The sequence below is a fragment of the Nonomuraea deserti genome (genome assembly GCF_004348685.1).
Lineage (GTDB): Bacteria > Actinomycetota > Actinomycetes > Streptosporangiales > Streptosporangiaceae > Nonomuraea > Nonomuraea deserti.
In genome coordinates this window covers 1-19536 of the sequence record NZ_SMKO01000079.1, presented here as the reverse complement: position 1 = coordinate 19536, position 19536 = coordinate 1, and the positions used below count along the sequence as shown (strand labels likewise).

At 68.5% G+C, this 19536-nt stretch carries 19 protein-coding genes and 1 pseudogene; 9 read left to right on the top strand and 11 right to left on the bottom strand.

Features of this window, described 5'->3' with window-relative positions:
• Window positions 1-608: 608 nt before the first annotated feature.
• Complete coding sequence (locus E1292_RS26290) at window positions 609-1526, bottom strand: helix-turn-helix domain-containing protein (protein ID WP_132597878.1); 918 nt, start codon at window positions 1524-1526, stop codon at window positions 609-611.
• A 147-nt stretch (window positions 1527-1673) separates the two neighbouring features.
• Here E1292_RS26290 and E1292_RS26285 point away from each other — a divergent pair, with 147 nt between their 5' ends.
• The gene (locus E1292_RS26285; protein WP_132597877.1) at window positions 1674-2765 is read left to right on the top strand and encodes a Kelch repeat-containing protein; all 1092 of its coding nucleotides are present in this window, start codon (window positions 1674-1676) and stop codon (window positions 2763-2765) included.
• A gap of 266 nt (window positions 2766-3031) precedes the next feature.
• A complete protein-coding gene (locus E1292_RS55045) occupies window positions 3032-3436 on the top strand; it encodes a GNAT family N-acetyltransferase (RefSeq protein ID WP_281284060.1) in 405 nt (134 codons plus the stop codon).
• A gap of 105 nt (window positions 3437-3541) precedes the next feature.
• On the opposite strand, the gene E1292_RS26275 is transcribed toward E1292_RS55045, so the two are convergent.
• Together E1292_RS26275 and E1292_RS26270 are read right to left on the bottom strand one after the other, a co-directional pair.
• Window positions 3542-4348: a hypothetical protein gene (locus E1292_RS26275; protein ID WP_132597876.1), complete on the bottom strand. Its 807-nt coding sequence runs from the start codon at window positions 4346-4348 to the stop codon at window positions 3542-3544.
• Between the two features lie 205 nt (window positions 4349-4553).
• Window positions 4554-4922 (bottom strand): peptidase inhibitor family I36 protein, encoded by a 369-nt coding sequence (locus E1292_RS26270; protein ID WP_165974746.1) that lies wholly within the window; start codon window positions 4920-4922, stop codon window positions 4554-4556.
• A 454-nt stretch (window positions 4923-5376) separates the two neighbouring features.
• Here E1292_RS26270 and E1292_RS26265 point away from each other — a divergent pair, with 454 nt between their 5' ends.
• Entirely contained in the window at window positions 5377-8448 is a 3072-nt protein-coding gene (locus E1292_RS26265) for a DEAD/DEAH box helicase (protein WP_132597874.1), read from the top strand.
• Window positions 8449-8518: 70 nt separating this feature from the next.
• Here the strand turns inward: E1292_RS26265 and E1292_RS51360 are convergent, their stop codons facing one another.
• Complete coding sequence (locus E1292_RS51360; protein WP_165974745.1) at window positions 8519-8665, bottom strand: hypothetical protein; 147 nt, start codon at window positions 8663-8665, stop codon at window positions 8519-8521.
• 362 nt (window positions 8666-9027) lie between these two features.
• Window positions 9028-10239: a trans-sulfuration enzyme family protein gene (locus tag E1292_RS26260; RefSeq protein WP_132597873.1), complete on the bottom strand. Its 1212-nt coding sequence runs from the start codon at window positions 10237-10239 to the stop codon at window positions 9028-9030.
• Between the two features lie 98 nt (window positions 10240-10337).
• Here E1292_RS26260 and E1292_RS26255 point away from each other — a divergent pair, with 98 nt between their 5' ends.
• On the top strand, window positions 10338-10835 hold the full coding sequence (locus E1292_RS26255; protein WP_132597872.1) for an Lrp/AsnC family transcriptional regulator: 498 nt from the start codon (window positions 10338-10340) through the stop codon (window positions 10833-10835).
• Between the two features lie 96 nt (window positions 10836-10931).
• On the opposite strand, the gene E1292_RS26250 is transcribed toward E1292_RS26255, so the two are convergent.
• Entirely contained in the window at window positions 10932-11774 is an 843-nt protein-coding gene (locus E1292_RS26250) for a PhzF family phenazine biosynthesis protein (protein WP_132597871.1), read from the bottom strand.
• A 220-nt stretch (window positions 11775-11994) separates the two neighbouring features.
• On the opposite strand from E1292_RS26250, the gene E1292_RS26245 reads away from it, so the two are divergent.
• Both E1292_RS26245 and E1292_RS26240 read left to right on the top strand, forming a co-directional pair.
• Window positions 11995-12597, top strand: a complete 603-nt coding sequence (locus E1292_RS26245; RefSeq protein WP_132597870.1) for a TetR/AcrR family transcriptional regulator — start codon at window positions 11995-11997, stop codon at window positions 12595-12597.
• Between the two features lie 72 nt (window positions 12598-12669).
• Entirely contained in the window at window positions 12670-13923 is a 1254-nt protein-coding gene (locus E1292_RS26240) for an MFS transporter (RefSeq protein WP_132597869.1), read from the top strand.
• 33 nt (window positions 13924-13956) lie between these two features.
• Here E1292_RS26240 and E1292_RS52850 read toward each other — a convergent pair whose 3' ends face one another.
• Window positions 13957-14130, bottom strand: coding sequence for a hypothetical protein (locus tag E1292_RS52850; protein WP_220447069.1), 174 nt, complete (start codon window positions 14128-14130; stop codon window positions 13957-13959).
• Window positions 14127-14273, bottom strand: a complete 147-nt coding sequence (locus E1292_RS52845; RefSeq protein ID WP_220447068.1) for a hypothetical protein — start codon at window positions 14271-14273, stop codon at window positions 14127-14129. Before E1292_RS52845 ends, E1292_RS52850 begins: the two co-directional genes overlap by 4 nt.
• Before the next feature lie 147 nt (window positions 14274-14420).
• Here E1292_RS52845 and E1292_RS26230 point away from each other — a divergent pair, with 147 nt between their 5' ends.
• The 3 genes from E1292_RS26230 (at window position 14421) to E1292_RS26220 (ending at window position 17017) form a co-directional block, all read left to right on the top strand.
• The gene (locus E1292_RS26230) at window positions 14421-14609 is read left to right on the top strand and encodes a hypothetical protein (RefSeq protein WP_132597868.1); all 189 of its coding nucleotides are present in this window, start codon (window positions 14421-14423) and stop codon (window positions 14607-14609) included.
• A gap of 98 nt (window positions 14610-14707) precedes the next feature.
• Window positions 14708-15823, top strand: coding sequence for a MerR family transcriptional regulator (locus E1292_RS26225; RefSeq protein ID WP_220447067.1), 1116 nt, complete (start codon window positions 14708-14710; stop codon window positions 15821-15823).
• Between the two features lie 519 nt (window positions 15824-16342).
• Window positions 16343-17017 (top strand): hypothetical protein, encoded by a 675-nt coding sequence (locus E1292_RS26220; RefSeq protein WP_132597867.1) that lies wholly within the window; start codon window positions 16343-16345, stop codon window positions 17015-17017.
• A gap of 16 nt (window positions 17018-17033) precedes the next feature.
• Here E1292_RS26220 and E1292_RS26215 read toward each other — a convergent pair whose 3' ends face one another.
• From E1292_RS26215 to E1292_RS26200, 3 genes and pseudogenes are all read right to left on the bottom strand, one after another.
• On the bottom strand, window positions 17034-17759 hold the full coding sequence (locus E1292_RS26215) for a dienelactone hydrolase family protein (protein WP_132597866.1): 726 nt from the start codon (window positions 17757-17759) through the stop codon (window positions 17034-17036).
• 351 nt (window positions 17760-18110) lie between these two features.
• A complete protein-coding gene (locus tag E1292_RS52840; RefSeq protein WP_220447066.1) occupies window positions 18111-18965 on the bottom strand; it encodes an SDR family NAD(P)-dependent oxidoreductase in 855 nt (284 codons plus the stop codon).
• A 311-nt stretch (window positions 18966-19276) separates the two neighbouring features.
• A pseudogene (locus tag E1292_RS26200) lies at window positions 19277-19536 on the bottom strand (cyclase family protein); the annotation flags it as partial.

Below are 19536 nucleotides of genomic sequence, written 5' to 3'. Positions count from 1 at the left end.
CCCTTGCACGCCCCCGGACCGCCTGTCGCGGCCAACCGAATGAGGAACAGCGTATTCGCCGTTGCCGGAGGATTGCATGGCTCTGACCTTTCCACTCAGCGGTCATTCCTACCGCCCTCAGGCCACCGATCATGCTTCGTGACCCACCGCAGCGCCACGACGATCGAGTCATACCACATCAGGACGGGCTCCACTATGCAGCCGACCGGATACTTTCCCAAGCGGGAAACACTGTGGGCAAAGCGGTTAGGTATGTCCAACTCGGTCCTGTAATTGGCGAAAGCGCCGAGTTCCATCTGCCATTTTCAGCCGTGCCGAAGATCGACGATCTCAAAAAAGGGGTGTTTTCAGGACGGTCTGCCCTGGTCATCGAAGGAGTAAGGAAGGACGACTTTCGGGTGGTGCCGTGCCCAGACGACGCCCTCGTACAGTCCCGGGCAGCATTCCCGTGACGTGGTCAACAGCAGCGAGCGGGATTGACCAACCCACTCGACAAGATCGTCCCGTGGGAACTCCGAGCTTCGGGCTCGGAAACTGGATTCCTGCGCCGCACCTCGGCCAAGGCCTCGGCGTAGTGGATATTTGTCCGCCGGCGACGCGGCCGCCGATTATCCGGTCGGCGCGTCCGCGCCCACATCCGGACCGCTGAGGCTCGCTTCCGTCGCGTCGAGGCTCACGTGCGAGGCGTCGAGGCTCATGTCCTGGGTGCCTATGACGGACAGCAACTCCAGCTGGGCCGCACCCTGGCTGCCGGGCGGCGCGGTGAACCACAACAGGCGCTGGCGGCCGTCCTCGCTGAACAGGCTGTGGCAGTCCACCTCGATGATCCCCAGAGCCGGGTGGACCAGGCGCTTGTGGTCCGCCCGGCGCAGCGCCACGTCATGGGCGTCCCACAGGGCGGCGAACTCGGCGCTGCGCCGCCGCAGCGCGGCCACCATCCGCACCACGTGGGCGTCGCGGCCGCGCCGGGCAGCGACCGCCCGCAGGTCGGACACGAAGACCCGGGAATGGTGCGAGTGCTCGTCCGGCGGGTAGAGCGCGCGGGCGGCGGGGTCGGTGAACCAGCGGTAGACGTAGCTGGCCTCCGGGCCGCGCCTCATCGGGTGCCGGCCGATCAGCGCGGCGGCCAGGTCGTTCTGCACCAGGGTCTCGTGCAGGTCAGTGATGATCATCGCGGGCGTCGTGGCCAGCCGGTCCAGCATGGCCAGCATGGCAGGCTGGACGTGCGCGGTCGGGCCGTGCGCCGCCGGGACGCGCCGGCCCGCGAGATGGAACAGGTGATCGCGCTGGTCGCCCTCCAGCCGCAGCGCGCGGGCGAGCGCGGCCAGCGTCTGGGCCGACGGCTGGGCGCCGCGCCCGCGCTCCAGCTCGGTGTAGTAGTCCGCCGACAAGCCCGCGAGCTGCGCGACCTCCTCCCGGCGCAGCCCGGGTACCCGGCGCCGTGGGCCGGCGGGCAGGCCGACGTCGGCCGGCCGGACGAGGGCGCGGCGAGTCTTCAGGAACGCGGCGAGTTCGCGGAGGTTCACCTCTCCATCGTGACCCCGGCCGGCCCGTCGTAGCCAGGGGATGACAACCCCTGGGTGAACTCAGCCCTGGCCGGCGGGCGGGCATGAGGCAAGCGTGGACGGTACCCCCGCTGGACGGGACCCGTACCAATGAAGGCAAGGAGAATCATGAGACGCGGTATCGCCCTACTCATCGGCGCGGTCCTGGCGGCGGGCCCCAGCCTGCCTGCGCACGCGCACCCCAGCCACCCGACGCCCACGACACCCGGCGCGACGCCTGCGGCGGCCGAACCGACCTACGGGAAGGGGTGGCAGCCGCGGGCGGCGATCGGCGGCGGGCCCCGCCAAGAGCACAGCGTCACCGCGCTCGCCCACCGGGTCTACGTCATCGGCGGCATCGTCCCCGACCCGGCCGGCGGCGTCGTCACCACCGGGCGGACAGAGGTCTACGACACCCGGCGCGACACCTGGTCGGAGGCGGCCCCGCTGCCCGTCGTGATGAACCACCCCAACGTGGCGACGGTCGGTGGCCGGATCTACGTGCTCGGCGGGCTGTCCGGCGGCGCGTCGTGGCAGGCCCTGCGTGACAGCTTCGTGTACGACCCGCGTACCGACCGGTGGACGCCGTTGCCGCCGATGCCCGCCGGCATGGAGCGAGGGAGCGCCGCGATGGGCGTACGCGGGACGAAGATCTATCTCGCGGGCGGCATGCGCACGCTGACGCCCGGCCCCGGAGGCCTGCAGGACACGGTGGACCTCGTATCGTCGTACGACGTCGTGACCGGCCGGTGGGAGAGCCTGCCGAGCCTGCCGCAGGCGCGCGACCACGTCGGCGGCGCCATCGTCGGCGCGACCTTCTACGTGCTCGGCGGCCGCGACCGGGGACAGGTCAACGTGCGCGACACCGTGTACGCGCTCGACCTGCGCTCGCGCCGCTGGTCGGAGCGGGCGCCGATGCCGACGGCCCGGGGCGGGATCGCCGCCGCGGCCGTGGGCGGCACGATCTACACGTTCGGCGGCGAGGGACGGCACGACGGGACGAACCCGAACACGGTCTTCGCCGAGGCCGAGGCGTACGACACGGCGCGCGACCGCTGGGTGCGCCTGGCGCCGATGCCGGTGCCCCGGCACGGGACCGCCGCCGTCGCGGTGGGCGGCACGATCTACATCCCCGGCGGCGGCACCGCGGGCGGCGCGGCCCCCGTGGACGTCAACGACGCCTACCGCCCGACGGCCGTCGGGCGTCAGGCGCCCTCGTAACCGGGGTCCGGCAGACGAGGACCGGCTGGGGCGACGTGATCTGGCGGTGGCTCAGAAGCGGGTGCCGCAGGTTCGGATCCTGCCGGGGGCGCGCATCTCCACCAGACACCTCGACCCCTGACCTGCGGCTTCTCAGCCGCAGGTCTTCTGCTTTGTGGACCTTGACAGGCAGCCGAGAGCGCCCGTAGGACCTTGATCCGGGGATGTGGCTGGGATGATCTAAGCGGTGTTTTCTCAGGTCAGACACCGATTCGGAGGCCATCTTGGTGTCCAGCCATCCCCCACGGGCGCCACGGGCCGCGGATTCGGGACCGTCACGGCGACCATCGACAGAACTCGGGGCCCACCACCTCGGACCACGTCGGTCGGAGACGAAACGTATTGCCCGTGAGAGGGCCGGAACCTTGTGGCAGCTCGCCGTGCTTCCGGCGCTCCAGTCCCGTGGCCTGGGAAGGCTGCTGATCCAGGCCGCCGAACAGCGGATCAGCAGCCGCGGCCTGCGCAGGGCGGAACTCGCTGTCGAGGAGGACAACCCCCGGGCTCGCGCTCTGTACGAACACCTGGGCTACGTCGCCTACGACCGAAAGCCGGATGCCTGGGACGAGGAAGGACCCGACGGCTCGATCCGCCGCCACGAGACGACATGCGTTCTCATGCGCAGAAGCCTCTGAACCTTCGTCCGCCGTGGGCCAGCACGTCATGACGGCGCAGGACGTCGTCGCGCTGCTCGGCGGACTCGACGGCCGGCAAGTGGACGTGTGCACCGGTGGCGGCTCTCACTCGTGCTGACCACCGATGCCGGCGCCATCCTCGAGTTGAGTGGCGCGGGCAAGGACTCGGCGGGAGGCCTCGAGTTGCTGGTCCTTGTTGATCGCGAGTGCCCGGAAGTACGCCGCGTGCGCGCGAATGGCGTCTTGCTGAATGCGTTTCTCCGCCGCGGCCCAGATCGGGACGAGATCGGTCTTCTCTTTGCACCACACGTCTGTCTCCGCCGCCATGATTTCCAGACGGGAAGGACTCCCGGCGCTCATCCACCGCTCGTCGGTGACGGCCGCGAGCGGGTCCGGGTAATGAAACCCTTTCTCCCTCATGCATGCGCTCCATGCGTGAAATGCCACTCCGACATCTCCGTCGCGCCGAGATTCGTCGAACGTCTGGCCGATGAGGGAGTTGAACAAGGACGCGTCGATATTCTGGGTGTCCTTCGAGAGGATTTCACGGGCTCTCTGCGAGCAGCCGTCCGCATCCTCGGCGGGGTCACCATAGGCCGCCCGTCGCGCCGCAGGCGACAGTTGCTTCATTCGGTCGTCCCGTGCCGCGTTGTACTGCGCCACCGATGGCCGGTCGGAGGGCGTGTGGTAGCCGAAAAGGCGGCCGATCTCCGGTTCGACGACGCCGTAACGGCGGCGGTTCTGCGGTTCGATGTCCTCCCCGGCCGGGAGGGGCACGACGTTCCACTCCATCCCCTGGCCGCGCATGCAGTCACGGATGAGGAGATCCTCCGCTGCCTCGATCGTCATGATCTCGGCCGGGGAGAAATTGTAGGCCGTCGAAGGGGACGACGAGTTGCTGAGCCTCTTCACCTGGCAGCGGAACATGCACAGCGGACGCTGTCGTCTCGCCCGGCTGAGAGGGGGATTCCGCCGTGACCGCCGAGCAGCCACCGGCTGCGACGACGAGTGCCAGCACCGCGCTCGCCGGCCGAACAGACACGTTGAGCTCCTGTCAGACATGGGCGGAGTGCGGCGACGATGGCGCCGGATGCGCACTCCGCCCCTACCCGTGCGACTACCTGAGGGAGCTCGCCTTATTGTCGAAGCCGTTATTGCTGAAGTCTTCGTCCTCGCTGTTGGGCTTGGCGGTGTAGCCCACCGCGCCCGCGCAATTGGCGCTGTTATACAGCCTTACGGAGCGGCCCGTGTCATTGATCATCGAGCTCGCGCTGTTGTTCATGGGGCCTTCCACATTCTGACAGGTGCCGTCCGGCCAGAACAGCATGTACTTCCCGCCCCAGAAGTTGTGTTCGTCATGCTGGAACAGGCAGAACGTGCCACATGGCGTGGCGGCCGAGCTGGCCTGAGCAGTGGCGCTCGTACCGAACAGGGCAGCGGCGCTCAGCAATACGGCGCCTACGGTGAGAGTGGTTTTACGCTTCACGTGTGATGCTCCAATTCGGTTGATTCGCCACAGCACCTGTCCGTACCGATGCCTCAAGTCGTGATCGGACCAAAGCACTATTCGCTCGGCTTCACTCGCCACGCTACTCGACATCGGCACATCAGACGTATGCACAGACTCCACGCTTTTTTAACACTGCGTCCACAAGAGATTCAACGCGGTGCCTGTTTCCTCCGCGTTTCCATCCCGCCAGGACCTATGCAATGAGCCCTTTTTCGCGCTCCCAGAATAACGGGAGGTGAAGCCGTGACGAAGCGTTAATCTTGCTCTTCGTACGCTCGTCGCGGCTCGCCGGAGCAGGTCCGGTCCGGGCAGCTGCCACGAGGTCCGGTAGCACCACCACCCACCAGAAAGTCTCTGCCGAAGCAGGGCGATCTTTCGACCTCGGCATGAGGTATTTCGCGGTGGCCGGCCGCGCCCTATAGTCGCCGAGGTGAGCGATCTTCAGCCGGGTGTCTACCAGCATCTGATCACTCGCGAGGTGGACGCCCTGCTGCGTGCGGTGTCCGATCGCGACCTGATCGACCGGCGATCGTTGGATCTCGCCGACTCCCACGAGACACTGGCCCGGCACCTGGCCGCGCTCACTCGCCGGGCGCTGCGCTCTGTGCGGGGTGAGAACGACACGGTACGGCTGGCCCGGCAGGTGGAAATCGTCAACCGGGTCGCCGACCTGCTCGGTGAGCTGGTGCCCGAGGCCGCCGCGCCCGGGGAACTCGTTGAGGCCGCAGATGAGTTGCTGGGCATCGCCAGGGGCCGGGACGCGGGCGGGCGCGTGCACTTCCCCGCGCGGCCGGTGATCCCCCTCACCGGAAGCGCGTTGCTGGTCAACGGCCGCGGACAGCCGGAGATCGGCCATGAGCTCAAGCGCGAGCTGGCCTCCGCCGGCCACGTCGACCTGCTGTGCGCGTTCGTGAAGTGGAACGGCGTGCGGGTGCTGGCGGAGGCGATCGAGGAGTTCATACAGCGCGGCGGCCGGCTGAGAGTGGTGACCACCACCTACATCGGTGCCACCGACCGCCTCGCTTTGGACCGGCTGGCGGCCATGGGCGCCGAGATCCGCGTCTCCTACGACACCCGGATGACCAGGCTCCACGCGAAGGCGTGGCTGTTCCGCCGGGACAACGGGCTGTCCACCGCCTACGTGGGCTCGTCCAACCTGTCGCGCACCGCTCTCAGCCACGGCCTGGAGTGGAACGTCCGGCTCGCCCAGGCGGAGCAGCCGCACCTGATCGACACGTTCTCCGCCACGTTCGACGACTACTGGGGCGATCCGTCGTTCGAACCCTACGACCCGGCGCATGACGCCGAGCGGCTCGACCGCGCCCTGTCCGCCGAGCGGACCGGCGGCCGGCCGGTCGTGCTCGACTTCGCCCACGTGGACGTCCGCCCGTACTCCTACCAGCGCGAGATCCTCGACGAGCTCGCCGCCGAACGGCAGATCCACCATCGGTGGCACAACCTGGTCGTGATGGCCACCGGCACCGGCAAGACCGTCGTCGCCGCGCTCGACTACCGGCGGCTGCGAGCGGCCGGGCAGGCGGAGTCGGTGCTGTTCGTCGCCCACCGCAAGGAGATTTTGCGGCAGAGCCTGCTGACGTTCCGGCAGGTGATGCGGGACGAGACGTTCGGCGAGCTGTACGTGGACGGTGCCCGGCCCGAGCAGTGGCGGCACGTGTTCGCCTCGATCCAGACCTTGCAGGCCAACCCGCTGCCGGAGCCGGACCGGTTCGACATGGTGATCGTGGACGAGTTCCACCACGCCGAGGCCGCCACCTACCGGAGCCTGCTCACCGGAGTGCGGCCCAAGGTGCTCCTCGGCCTGACCGCGACACCGGAACGCGCCGACGGGCAGGACATCAAGCACTGGTTCGACGGCCGGATCGCCGCCGAGTTGCGCCTGTGGGAGGCGCTGGAGCGGGGGCTGCTGGCCCCGTTCCAGTATTTCGGCGTGCACGACGGCACCGACCTGCGCCAGATCGGCTGGCGCCGGGGTCAGGGCTATGACATCGGCCAGCTCTCGAACGTCTACACCGGCAACGACCGCCGCGCCGCCGTGGTCCTGGAGACCCTGCAACGCAAGATCGGCGACGTCGGACGGCTGCGGGCCCTCGGCTTCTGCGTGAGCATCGACCACGCCCGCTTCATGGCCGACCGCTTCACCCGGGCCGGGCTCCCCTCCGTCGCCGTCACCGCGCACAGCCCGCGTGACGAGCGCGACCAGGCACTACGCCACCTGCGAGACCGAAAGATCAACGCCGTGTTCACCGTCGACCTCTTCAACGAGGGCGTCGACGTCCCGGAGATCGACACCGTGCTGTTCCTGCGGCCCACCGACAGCGCCACCGTCTTCCTGCAGCAGCTCGGGCGCGGGTTGCGGCTGGCCGACGACAAGCCGTGCCTGACCGTGCTCGACTTCGTCGGCCACCAGCACAAGCAGTTCCGCTTCGACCGCCGCTACCGGGCGCTCACCGGCGCCGGCCGTACCGGCATCGCGCGGGAGATCGAGCAGGGCTTCCCGACACTGCCCGCCGGCTGTGTCATCTACCTGGACCGCGACGTACGCCGGCTCGTCCTCGACAACGTCCGCCAAGCGCTCAGCCTGAACTGGCGGGACCTGGCACGTGAGCTGCGCGACCTCGGCGACGTCGACCTGTCCACCTTCCTTCGGGAAACCGGCCTGGACGTCGAGGACCTCTACCGTCGCAGCCGCCAGGGCTGGGCCTCACTCCGCCACACCGCCGGCCTCGACGCCGCCACGCCGGCCGACGAAGGGCTCGGCCGGGCCTTCGGCCGGATGCTGCACATCGACGACGTCGAGCGGCTCACCTTCGTGACCGACGTGCTCTCCGGGCGGGCGCCCCGCTCCCCGCGCGAGCTACGCCTGCTGGCCATGCTGGACGCCATGTTGTGGGGCGGCACCGAGCCCGGCTCCGGGATGGAGGCCCGGCTCGCCCGCCTCGCCGGCGCCCGCGCGGCGGAGCTGGGAGAGCTGGCGAACGTGCTCCGCTCGGGACTGCGCCACGTGGCCCCGCCGCTGGACCCCGTCGTGCCCCTGCACGTGCACGCCCGCTACAGCAAGAACGAGGTACTGGCCGCCTTCGGCATCGACCGGCCCGCACACATGCGGGAAGGCGTCAAGTACGTGCAGGAACACCGAGCGGACCTCTTCTTCGTCACCATCGACAAATCAGAGGACCACTACTCCCCCACCACGCTCTACCACGACCGCGCGATCAGCGAGAACCTGTTCCAGTGGGAGTCGCAGAGCACCCTGCGCACCTCGACCGCCACCGCCCGCCGCTACCTGACGGGCGAGTCCACCGTCCATCTGCTCATCAGGCAGTCCAGGCGCGACGAAGGGCTCGGCGCTCCGCCCTACACGTACGCGGGTCCGATGCGGTACGTGAGCCATGAAGGCGAGCGGCCCATCCGCTTCGTCTGGCAACTGGACCATGCGCTACCACCTGAGGTGTTCCACTACGCCAAGGCCACCGCCGGCTGAGCCGGCTGCGACAGCACCACTTGTGTGAAGACACCCGCACCGACCAGGCCAACAGCACTGAAAAGATCGATCAGGTCAGGTCGGGAAAGCCGTCGGTGCTCGCGTCCCCAGCCGGCTCGAAGCGGTCCAGCAACCACGCCACCCACGGCCGGCGGGGCGAGTTCCCGGTTGGCGGCCAGCCGTAGAAGCCGCCGTCAGGGCCAGAAAGAAGATCCATGCGTGTCCTTCACTGCCGGGTGCATTCGGGAGGAGAGGGGAAGGATCGCGACCGTGGTGGCAGCGGTAAGCGGTCGCTGTCTCACGGCCGCACCGCCTGGCCCGGGCTCGACCGGGGTCACGTCCACCAACGTGTCGATCTCCGCGTTGTCTCATGCGTCAGTGGACGCCGGGAATCACGAGAATACGTGCTACAACAAGAATGTCCAGGCTTATGGAGCGGCGGGCTCCTCACCGCACTCGTACTCACTCAGGCCAGGATCTCGCCCCGCGTAGGGCGAGCTGGTGACGGGTCGCTGGGTAGGGCGATCCGTTCGGCCGCCTACGGCCGGCGCGGCGGCCCCTCGGGCGGCACGCGGTGGTCTACGGGTGCGGCGCGCCCGCATGCGCCGCAGCCGGACGGCGCGCGGCGAGGGCCTGGTCGAGGTCTGCCATCAGGTCCTCGTGGTCCTCCAGCCCGATGGAGAGCCGGACCAGGCCGGCGGGCGGCCGGGCCTCGGGGGCGACGGGCCGGTGCGTCAGCGCCGCGGGATGCTGGATGAGCGAGTCGACACCGCCGAGGGACACCGCGTGGGTGAACAGGCGGACCGTCGATGTGAGGTGCCTGGCCTGCTCCAGACCTCCGCGGAGGTCGATCGAGATCATCGCCCCGGTGCCTCTCATCTGCCGGTCAAGAAGTCCCTGCGGATCCCCCGCGATCCCGGGGTAGTGCACACGGGAGACGCTCGGATGGGTGCTCAGCCAAGCGGCGACGCGCTGGGCGTTCGCCTGCTGGGCCCGGACCCGTATCGGGAGCGTGGCCAGCCCCCGGTGCAGGAGGTAGGCGCCAAGCGGGTGGAGAAGGGCACCCGTGATGGCGCGGACCCGGCGCAGCGCGGCTGCCTGCTTCTGGTCGCAGGCGATGACGCCGGCGATGACATCGCCGTGCCCCCCGAGATACTTGGTCGCGCTGTGCAGCACCATCGAGGCGCCGAAATCGACGGGGTTCTGCAGGATCGGGGTCGCGAACGTGTTGTCCACGAGAACGGGAACGCCGCGGGCCGCCTCGGCCACGGCGCGGATGTCGACCAGGTCGAGTGTCGGGTTGGCCGGTGTCTCCAGGATGATCAGCGCCGTGTCCGGCCGGAGCGCCGCGGCGACGCCCTCCGCCGTACAGTACGTCGCCTCGACACCGAGTACGCCGGAAGCCAAGAGGTGATCGGTCCCGCCGTAAAGCGGCCGGACCGCCACGATGTGGCGGTGGCCGGTCTCCCGCGTCGTCGCGAGAATCGCCGCGGTGGTCGCCGCCATACCCGATGAGAACGCCACGGCTGCCTCGGTGTGCTCCATCCGTGCCAGCGCCGACTCGAACCGGGCCACGGTCGGGTTCCACAACCGCCCGTAGACGGCTCCGCCCTCCGCGTACGGCGTGCCCCCGCCGGCCATGGCCTCGTACGAGAGGCCGCCGGCCTCGATGTCCGGCAGCGGGTTGGTCGAGGACAGATCAAGGGGAAGCGCGTGGACACCGAGTTGGGCGAGGTCCTCGCGGCCGGCGTGGACGGCGATGGAGTCGAGCTGCAGCCGAGACGAGATCATGCCGCAACGATGGGCGAATCCACAGAGAATTTCAATGCTCATTGCGGAAGTCGGCGCCGTTCGCCAGGATCCATGCACAACCAACAAAAGGAACCCTCATGCCCGACCTGTCGTCGAAGAAATCGCAAGCCGCTCCGGGCTCTCTCGACGGTACCGACCTGGCCATCCTCGCCGCGCTCGTGGAGGACGGCCGCATGACCAACGCCGCACTCGCCGCCCGCGTGGGAGTCGCCGAGTCCACATGCGCGTACCGGGTGCGCGCGCTGAGGCAGTCGGGTGTCATCGCGAGCGTCAACGCCCGGCTCAACCTCGGCGCGCTCGGCCACCCGATCCACGCGATCATCAAGGTCCGCCTGGGAAGCCACAACCGAGAGCACGTCCGCAACCTCTACGACAAGCTGGTCGCGGTGCCGGGGGCGCTGACGGTTCTCCACGTGGGCGGCGTCGACGACTTCCTCCTGCACGTCGCCGTTGAGAGCCCGGAGAAACTCCGGGATCTCATCCTGGAACACGTGACCGTCTACCCGATGGTGCAGCGGGCGGAGACTCAACTGGTGTTCGAGGTACGCGAAGGCCGCGGCGTGCTGAATCCGTGAGCGTCTTCGTGCAGGTCGCGCCCGGGTCGTCCGGCTGACCATGTCCCCCTCCCCCGAGGCAAAAGTGTCTTCGGAGGAGGGAGAGCCTCGGCGAGGTCACGGGGACAGCGCTAGCGCCGTCCCTGTGACCGAGATTCCACTTGCCGGATCTTCAGGAATTGACAGCGTGATTCTGCTGGGGCGGCCCATGTCGTGGCCCTGATACACAGTCGCCGTCGCGGGGAGCGCGATGAGTGCGAGGGCGCGCAGGTAGCCACCGAATGCCGCCGCGGCCGCGCCCGTCGCCGGATCCTCCACTATGCCCCCGGGTGGGAAGAGGTTCCTGGCGTGGAACACATCAGCACTCTCCCGCCATACGAGGTCGATCGTCGTCCACCTGGCTCGGGCCATCAACTCGGCGAGGACCGGGAAATCGTAGACCAGATCTGCCAGGCGCTCACGAGTGGCGGCAGCGATGATCGGGTGGGACGCGCCCGCGTTGGCCACGCGTGGTGGCAGTCCAGGATCCAGGTCGGTTGGCGACCAGCCCAGAATCGCCAGGAGCTCGTCGAGGAGCACCTCATCCATTGCCTCCACGCGCGGCGGAACGCTGACGAGCGTGGCGTCGGTGAATCCGGCAGGGTTCACCGAAGTGGACACCTTGATCGGACCGGCCTGTGTGCTCAGTAGCAGGTCTCCAGGTCCGTGAACGTCCGCGAAGGCCACCGCTGTTGCGATTGTGGCGTGTCCGCAGAAGGGCACTTCCATCTTTGGGCTGAAATATCGGACTGAAAGTGTCCGGCCTGTCCGTTCCGTGACAAAGGCCGTCTCTGAATAGCCAACTTCCGCAGCAATTTCGAGCATTCCTTCAGAACTGATCCCATCGGCGTCCAACACGACTCCCGCGGGGTTGCCTCCGTCGCCGCGCTCGCTGAAGGCCGCGTACCGTAGTAGCTCCATGGTGGAACGCTAGGACCATACGCAGGGTTCCACAAGCCGATGCCGCTCAGATAGATCTTGCTGTAGCGGCGCATGGTGATCTTGTCGAGGATGCCGGCGGTCCGGTGCCGGGCGCGCTGGGAGGCGCCGACCCGCGCGAGGTCACGGGGACAGCGGCCATGAACAGTTCTGCTCCTGGCCATTTTGAATCTCGGAATACAGAACATGGTAGCGTTCGCCCATGGCCAGACCGCGAACCTTCGACGAAGGCGTGGTTCTCGAAGCCGCAGCGGCGCAGTTCCGCGTCCACGGCTACGCTGACACGTCGACCGAGCAGCTCTGCGAGGCAGCCGACGTGCGACGCAGCAGTCTCTACAACGCGTTCACGTCCAAGGATGAGCTTTTCGTGCGGGCGCTTGAGCACTACGCGTCCGCCATGCGGGCACGCCAGGCGTCCATCCTCACCGACGCCTCCCTCAGCGGCGCCGAACGACTCCGGAAGCTGATCGACGTGATCGTCGATGAGGAGCGTATCGCCCGCGCCGAGGGGCATGCCGCCGGCTGCATGGGCGTGCACACCCTGATGAATCCCGACCTGCGGGCGCGCGATGCGCGCATCGCGCGCATTCTCGAGCGAGATCTCCAGGAGCGTCTGGGCCTGCTGGAGGACACCATCCGGGCCGGCCGCATGGACGGAAGCATGCCTGACGGTCCTGCGGCCAGCGAAGGCGCACTCCTGATCAACACCCTCATAGCCGGCATCCGCGTGACGGCCCAGACCGGAGTCGCCCCGGAGACTCTGCACCGGATCGCCCTCGACGGGCTTCGCTCCCTGCTGACCTGAGCGAAGGGGGCGACAGGCCGCCCTTTCCCCTGCCCAAGTTTTGGATTTCAAAATACAGAAAGGCATTGCTTGATGAAACGGCCTCTCTATTGGCTCATGCTCACCCTTCTCGTCGTCGTCATGAGCGAACTGCAGACGATGGGCATGCTGCCTGAAATGGCACGCAGTCTCAGCGCCTCGACCACCACGATCGGCACGCTGATCTCGATCTACGCCTTCGGCATGGCCATCGGCGGCCCACTTATCGTCATGACCCTCCGCCTGGTCCCGCCCAAGGGCGCGCTACTGGGCGTCGTCACCGCTTACGCGGTGCTCGAAGCGTCCGTGCCCCTGGTGCACAACTACTGGTGGATCGCCGCGCTTCGCCTGCTGACCGGGAGCCTCAGCGGCGCCGTGTTCGGTCTCACCCTAACCATGGCCGCCCGCCTCGCCCCTAGGCCCGAGCGCGTCGCGTCGTCGATCTCCATCGTGCTGAACGGCCTCATGTTCGGCGCCGTCCTAGGCCTGCCCATCAGCCACGCCATCGCCACCACATGGAACTGGCAGGCAAGCTTCTTCGCCCTGGGCGGCACCGGCCTGATCATCGCCCTGCTCGACCTGCGCACCCTGCCCGCACTGCCCGCCGTCTCCGCGCAGACCTCCACCGACGACCTGCGGCAGTTCCGCTCGCCGCGGCTGTGGAGCCGCTACCTGGTCAGCCTGCTCACCATCGGAGCAACCTACGGCGCATTCTCCTACTTCACCCCCCTGCTGGAACATGACGCGGGCTTTTCCTCCAACATGACGACCATGATCCTCTTCGGCTACGGCCTGTGCACCGTCTTGGGCAACAACGTGGTGGGCCGCTACGCAGACCGTCACGCGGTACTTCTGCTGCGCATCGGTCACCTCGCCCTGGCCGGCTCGCTGGTGGTCCTCGCCCTCTTCGCCCACCTGCCCCGGGCCGCCCTGCCCGGCGTGCTTGTGGTCGGCCTCGTCGGTGTCACGATGAACCCCGCACTCGTCGCCCGCGTCGTCGAAGTCGCCGGAGCCGGCGGTCTGGTCAACACCGTGCACACGTCCGTCATCACCTTGGGCGTCGTCGCCGGCAGCGCCATCGGGGGCCTCGCCATCAGTGCCGCCGGTGACAGCGCCGCCGCCGCCATGTGGACCGGCGCCATCCTCGCCATCCTCGCCACCTGCGTCCTGAACGTTCAAACCCTCAATGACACACGCGTCCGCCCCGGCCAGTACAAGTCTGACCCTGCAAGCCACCCAGCGACACGCCCGCAACGCTCACAACACGAGCAGGCGCAACAGGAAATCACTGACAACTCCGGCGCCTGACCGGCACGTCCGCTCGTGGACCTTGGTCGCCCCTCAGCGCTGAGTGGAGGTCTGCTTCGCGTCACGCCGGCAGGTGTAGAGAATGAGCCCCCTGTGAAACTTGCCCACCTTGTCGTACAGCGCCCGAGCAGGGGCGTTCTCCAACATGTTCCAGTAGAGGCTTGGGAAGCCGTGCTCCTTGGCGTCCCGCGCCACCCACCCGATCATTGCCGTCGCGATACCCCGCCACCGGACTTTGTCCGTTCGTAGTCGTCGTCGCTCCGTTCGACCCCGAAGTACGTGCCTTTGCCACGGGCCAGCAGTTCCCAGCAGGCGCGGTCGGATTCGGTCGGAAAGTTGATCTCCAGCATGGCGCCCATCCTCGCCGACGGTCAGGTCTGCGTGGGGCACGTATCAGGAAGCCGGTCAGCGCCGCGTCGAACGTGGCGGCCGGCCCGATCCGGGGCAGCCGGCGCCGACGCCGGTGTTGGCAGATCCACGGTTCGGGCTCGCGCGCGGTGCTGCCGCGTTCGCTGAAACTTCTGATGGGCGCCGGTGAGCCTCACCTGAAGCCCTTCGACCTCGCCGAGCCTGCCGCGTTCGGTGACTTCGCGTATCCGGTCGTGCAGATTCGTGATGATCTCTGCCAGCCGCGTCGCTGGTGCTGGATCTGGCAGCATCGGGACATCTCAGGCAGGCTTCTCTGATCCAGACCATCGCTCTGCCTTGCGGAGTCGCCGTGGACCGCTGCTTCGCGAGTGAGGCTCTTGACCCTGACGTAGCGTCAGGCGGCAAAGTCGGTGCCGTGGAGGATCACTGGACCGTGGGACACGTGGCCGACCTGGCCGGCGTGAGCGTCCGCACGCTGCATCACTATGACGATATCGGGCTCGTCCGGCCGTCGGCGCGGACCGCGGCCGGATACCGGGCCTATTCGGCGGGCGACGTGGAGCTGCTGCGGGAGGTGCTGGCCTATCGGCGGTTGGGCTTCGGACTGCGGGAGGTCGCGGAACTGGTCGGCGACCCGTCCACCGACGCGGTCGCGCACCTGCGCCGACTGCGCGGCCTGCTGCTGGAGCGGCGTGATCGCGCTGACGCCATGGTGGCGGCCATCGACAGGGAACTTGAGGCACGGGCGAAGGGACTGAAGGTGACACCGGAGGAGCAACTGGAGATGCTCGGTGCACACCTGTACGACGCGATCGGCGGCGCTTACACTGCGACACGGCGTACCGAGCCGCGGATCGCCGCGCAGATCTGGGACGCGCTCGGGGACGCGCGGACGGTGCTGAACGTCGGGGCCGGCACCGGCTCCTACGAGCCTGCCGACCGCGACGTGACCGCGGTGGAGCCATCGGCGGTCATGCGGGGACAGCGGCCTGCCGACTCGGCGCCGTGCGTGGCCGCCGCCGCGGAGAGCCTGCCGTTCGAGGACCAGTCCTTCGATGTCGCGATGGCCGTCTCCACCGTTCACCACTGGGGGGACCCGATAGCGGGGCTGCGCGAGATGCGGCGCGTGGCCCGTCGCGTGGTGGTGCTCACGTTCGACACCGACGAGCACGGATGGCAGGACCGGTTCTGGCTTACCCGCGACTACCTGCCCGAGTTCGCCGGCGTCCTCGCAAAATTTCCCTCGCTTGCCGGGATGGCCGACGCGATCGGCGCCCGCGCTGAGCCGGTGCTCATCCCGTGGGACTGCGCTGATGGCCTGTTCGAGGCGTACTGGCGCCGACCGGCGGCGTATCTGGAGGATCACGTGCGCCGTGCGATGTCGGTGTGGACGAGGGTCGGGCCGCAGGCCGAGCAGCGGGCGGTGCGAAGCCTCAGCGACGACCTCGACTCCGGCCGGTGGTCCGAGCGCAACAGCGACCTCGCCGACCTCGACGCGGCAGATCTCGGTCTCCGCCTGCTCATAGCTTGAACCGCGCCGCAGGGTCAGCGTCATGGCGGCTCCCGGACGACCCGCCGGTCATGTGCGGCGCTGAGCGGGCATGGCGCTGTGGACGGGACCGGCGGCGTGACCCTGCATGCCCAGGTCGATCGCCCGCGAGCTCCGCTGGTCGATCGCGCAACCTTGTCCTCCGCTCCGGCGAGGCTGATTCACAGACCTTCGATCTCGCCGAGCCGTCCTTCGCGTTCGGCTTCGGCGATACGGGCGAAGCAGGTTGTCCCGGATCTCCTCCAACCGGGCGCGTCAGGCCGGTCGGGTCGGATTGAGCAAGCAATGAACACAGGGGCTTGAAAAGGCACGAGTGCAGATGCCGATGGATACCTTGCACTTCCGAAGTGCGCGAGGCTGGTCCGTCGAGATGGGCCACGAGCGCGCGCGTTCGAAGACCACGCCGCACAAGCCGTCTGGGCATGGCGGACCAGCGGTGCCGACGAGATCTGGCACAAGGGTTTCGTCCCGGTCGACGAGCTGAGCGCGATCCCGCCGCAGGTGCTCAAGAAGATCAAGCACGACGAGGAGTACGGCTGGGTTGTGGCCCGCCAACTTCCCGCTTCCCCGGCCGAGGCGCAGATCCGCTGGGACGACGGGTCCGTGATGCGGGTCCCCGTGATCGGGCCGCGAGAAGCACTGATGGCTCTGTCTCCCTGGCCTGAGGAGTACACCTTCCCTGACGACGAGGTGTACCACCTGACTGGAGCAACCTTCACCACCATGCGACTGAACACCGTCCGAGGGATGGCAACCGTGCCCGCGTGGCGACTGTACTTCTCGGACCTGCCCGGCCCGATTGACTACGTCGCGGTCGACCGGGACGCAGTCGGCACCATCGGAAGCGCCGTCGGCACCCACAGTTCAGGCGATCAGGAGGTCTCAGACTTCGAGGTACTCGACGAACACACGTTGCTGGTGAGCTACGAGTACGGGTCCTGCATCCGCAAGCCGCTCGATGTCAGACTGCGAGTCCGTGAGGCGCCCGATGTGGTGGTGCTGGGGCTCGACGTTCCCGATCAGGGCACCGGTCTGTGCGCGGGCACCGGCCGGCTGGGCCGCGACGTCATCAGGCTTGACGAGCCGCTAGGGGATCGCGTGGTGCTGGACGCGACAAGCCGACTCCCCCTCGTGTGCCATCGCGCGCCGGACGCGTGTCGCAACAGCACCGCATGACCGGAGAATGACCAGATCACTCCGTTACGGGCAGGCACTCGGCGAGCAGGTCGACGACGTCGCGCCAGGCGCGCTGCGCGTGCCGTGGGTGGTAGCCGACGCCGGGGAGCACCTCCTGGTCGACCGGCGGGTGGTGGAAGGCGTGCAGGGCGCCGCCGTAGACCACGAGGCGCCAGTCGACGCCCGCGGCCTGCATCTCGGCGGTGAACGCGTCCCGTTGCGCGGGCGGCATGATCGGGTCTTCCGACCCGACCCCGGCCCACACCGGGCAGCGAATGCGCGCCGCCTCGCCCGGCCGGCCGGTGATCAATCCGTTGACTGTCCCGATCGCGCGCAGGTCGACGCCGTCGCGTCCGAGCTCCAGCGCGATCGCGCCCCCGGTGCCGTAGCCGACGGCGGCGATCCGGTCCGGGTCGGTCCGCGGTTCGGCGCGCAACACGTCGAGCGCCGCGTGGCCGATGTCCCGCATCCGGTCGGGGTCGGCGAGCAGCGGCATGCAACGGGCAAGCATCTCCTCGGGGTCGGCGAAATAGCGCCCGCCGTGGATGTCGAAGGCCAGCGCCACGTATCCCAGTTCGGCGAGCGCATCGGCTCGGCGGCGCTCGACGTCGCTGAGCCCCGGGCCCTCTGGTCCGAGCAGCACCGCGGGGCGACGCCCGGTGCCGGAGGGCAGCGCGAGGTGCCCGATCATCGTCAGGCCGTCAGCCGGGTACTCGACCGTGCGCGTTGTAACCGTAGTCATGAGACTGGACGGTAGTGCTCGTCGAGCCCGGGCGGGCCGGGGTTCACCGCTGGCAGAGTTCACCGATGGCAGAAAAGCGCGGATGTGCCTCGACGCCGACGTGTCCTCCTGGGTCCGGGACGACCGAGCCGGACGGGACGTGCCCTTGTACGAAGCCGTGACAGCCTGGCTGTCCACGCCATGGCCCCTCGGAACGCTCGACTATCACCGGCGTTGAGCCCGGGGAGACCGCAACGGCCGTTCGCGGCTCGCCTCGCCTGCGTAAGGACTCAGAACCACCGAAAACAGGTCCTCAAACGCCTAAGATACGTAGCCCAACGGCGCACCAGGCACCGCATATCCCGACTGCGATCAGCACCCCCTGGTGGCCCGGGGGGTTCGTCTACCGTTCGGGAGGGGCACGTGCGCACGTTCGACGATGTCACCGGGATGGCGTTCCTGTTGCTCGACGACAGCGGGCCGGTGGTGGGTCCGGCCGTCGCGGATTCGTATCCCGGATCGTCGAGCGGATTGCTGCACAAGGCGCTGCTCGGCGGGCTGGTGGAGATGCGATCCGTTGAGCGGGTGATGCTCGACGATCGGGTGCTGCCTGGTTGGGGCGTCAGGGTGGAGTCGGGTGTGTTCGGCGTCGTCGCTCCCGGCAATCCGGCGTTCGTCGACGATCTCGCCGCCGAGCCGCCGGACGGCTGGGTCGAGGCGGCCGAGGCGCGCGGCGCGGTTCTCCTTCGCGGCCGCGTAGTGCAGGAACATTGTCGCCTCCGGCGACAGGACCGCGGCCGAGAAGATGTGCACGATCCTCCCGGAACGCCGTTCCCGCATCCCCGGCACCAGCAGCGCGCCCAGCCGCACCGACGCCAGGTAGTTCAGGTCGAGCGCGTCCTGCCACTCCTCGTCGGGGATGGCCGAGCTGCCCTCGTACGGCTGTGCCCCGCCCGCGTTGTGCACCACGATGTCCACCCCGCCGAGCACGTCCTGCGCGGCCGCGGCGAGCGCCTGCGCTCCAGCCCGTGTCCGCACGTCGGCCGCCACGAACGCGGCCCCCTCCGGCGCCGTGCTCGTCGCCGACCTGGCGGTCGTGAGCACCTCGGCGCCCGCGTCAAGAAGGTGGCGTACGACGGCCGCGCCGATTCCGCGAGTACCGCCCGTGACCAGGGCGCGCTTCCCCGCGAATTCTCGCGTCCCCGGTCCGTTCTCTACCACGGTCATGCCAATGGCCTCTCGATAGCGTGTCGATCCGCTCGACAAAGCAGAATCGGGGCGCACAGAGCGCGAATCCTCGGAGAATCGCGACGGGCACCTCGTGGAGCTGTTTCACGCTAATCCTGGAAAAGAACGAGAGGCAAAGACGAAATGTCAGCAGGCGCCATAGGCGATTCCTATGGCGCCCGGTCCAGCACCAGATCGCGCGCCGCGCTCAGTAGATGCGGTTCCGACAGCACGGCGTGTCCTCACCGACCACGACCGCGTTCCGGGTGGGGGCCGGGTCCTCCATGGCATCGCACCCCCGTGAACCGCGGTCAGAAGGTGGCGATCGGGTTGACCGGGCTGCCGGACGTACCGGCGAAGCGGACCGGCGCGACGGCGAGGTGGAAGTCCCACTGGCCGAGTTCGGCGGCCGTCGCCGCGCACGCCTCCAGGTCGCAGTTGTCCAGCATCCACAGACCCATCGCGACGAGGCTCACGGCGTGCACCGGCATCAACACGCCTTCGTACCCCGACGGCTGAACGTCCTGAGGGGTGTCGGCGCCGATCAGCGCGACCCCGCGTTCGTGCAGCC

Bases quoted from the DNA above. Each gene is read 5' to 3' on its own strand.
- E1292_RS26285 (WP_132597877.1), top strand. From the start codon at position 1,674: ATGAGACGCGGTATCGCCCTACTCATCGGCGCGGTCCTGGCGGCGGGC.
- E1292_RS51360 (WP_165974745.1), bottom strand. From the start codon at position 8,665: ATGGATCTTCTTTCTGGCCCTGACGGCGGCTTCTACGGCTGGCCGCCA.
- E1292_RS26260 (WP_132597873.1), bottom strand. From the start codon at position 10,239: ATGATCTCGTCTCGGCTGCAGCTCGACTCCATCGCCGTCCACGCCGGC.
- E1292_RS26255 (WP_132597872.1), top strand. From the start codon at position 10,338: ATGCCCGACCTGTCGTCGAAGAAATCGCAAGCCGCTCCGGGCTCTCTC.
- E1292_RS26250 (WP_132597871.1), bottom strand. From the start codon at position 11,774: ATGGAGCTACTACGGTACGCGGCCTTCAGCGAGCGCGGCGACGGAGGC.
- E1292_RS26245 (WP_132597870.1), top strand. From the start codon at position 11,995: ATGGCCAGACCGCGAACCTTCGACGAAGGCGTGGTTCTCGAAGCCGCA.
- E1292_RS26240 (WP_132597869.1), top strand. From the start codon at position 12,670: ATGAAACGGCCTCTCTATTGGCTCATGCTCACCCTTCTCGTCGTCGTC.
- E1292_RS52850 (WP_220447069.1), bottom strand. From the start codon at position 14,130: ATGATCGGGTGGGTGGCGCGGGACGCCAAGGAGCACGGCTTCCCAAGC.
- E1292_RS52845 (WP_220447068.1), bottom strand. From the start codon at position 14,273: ATGCTGGAGATCAACTTTCCGACCGAATCCGACCGCGCCTGCTGGGAA.
- E1292_RS26215 (WP_132597866.1), bottom strand. From the start codon at position 17,759: ATGACTACGGTTACAACGCGCACGGTCGAGTACCCGGCTGACGGCCTG.
- E1292_RS52840 (WP_220447066.1), bottom strand. From the start codon at position 18,965: ATGACCGTGGTAGAGAACGGACCGGGGACGCGAGAATTCGCGGGGAAG.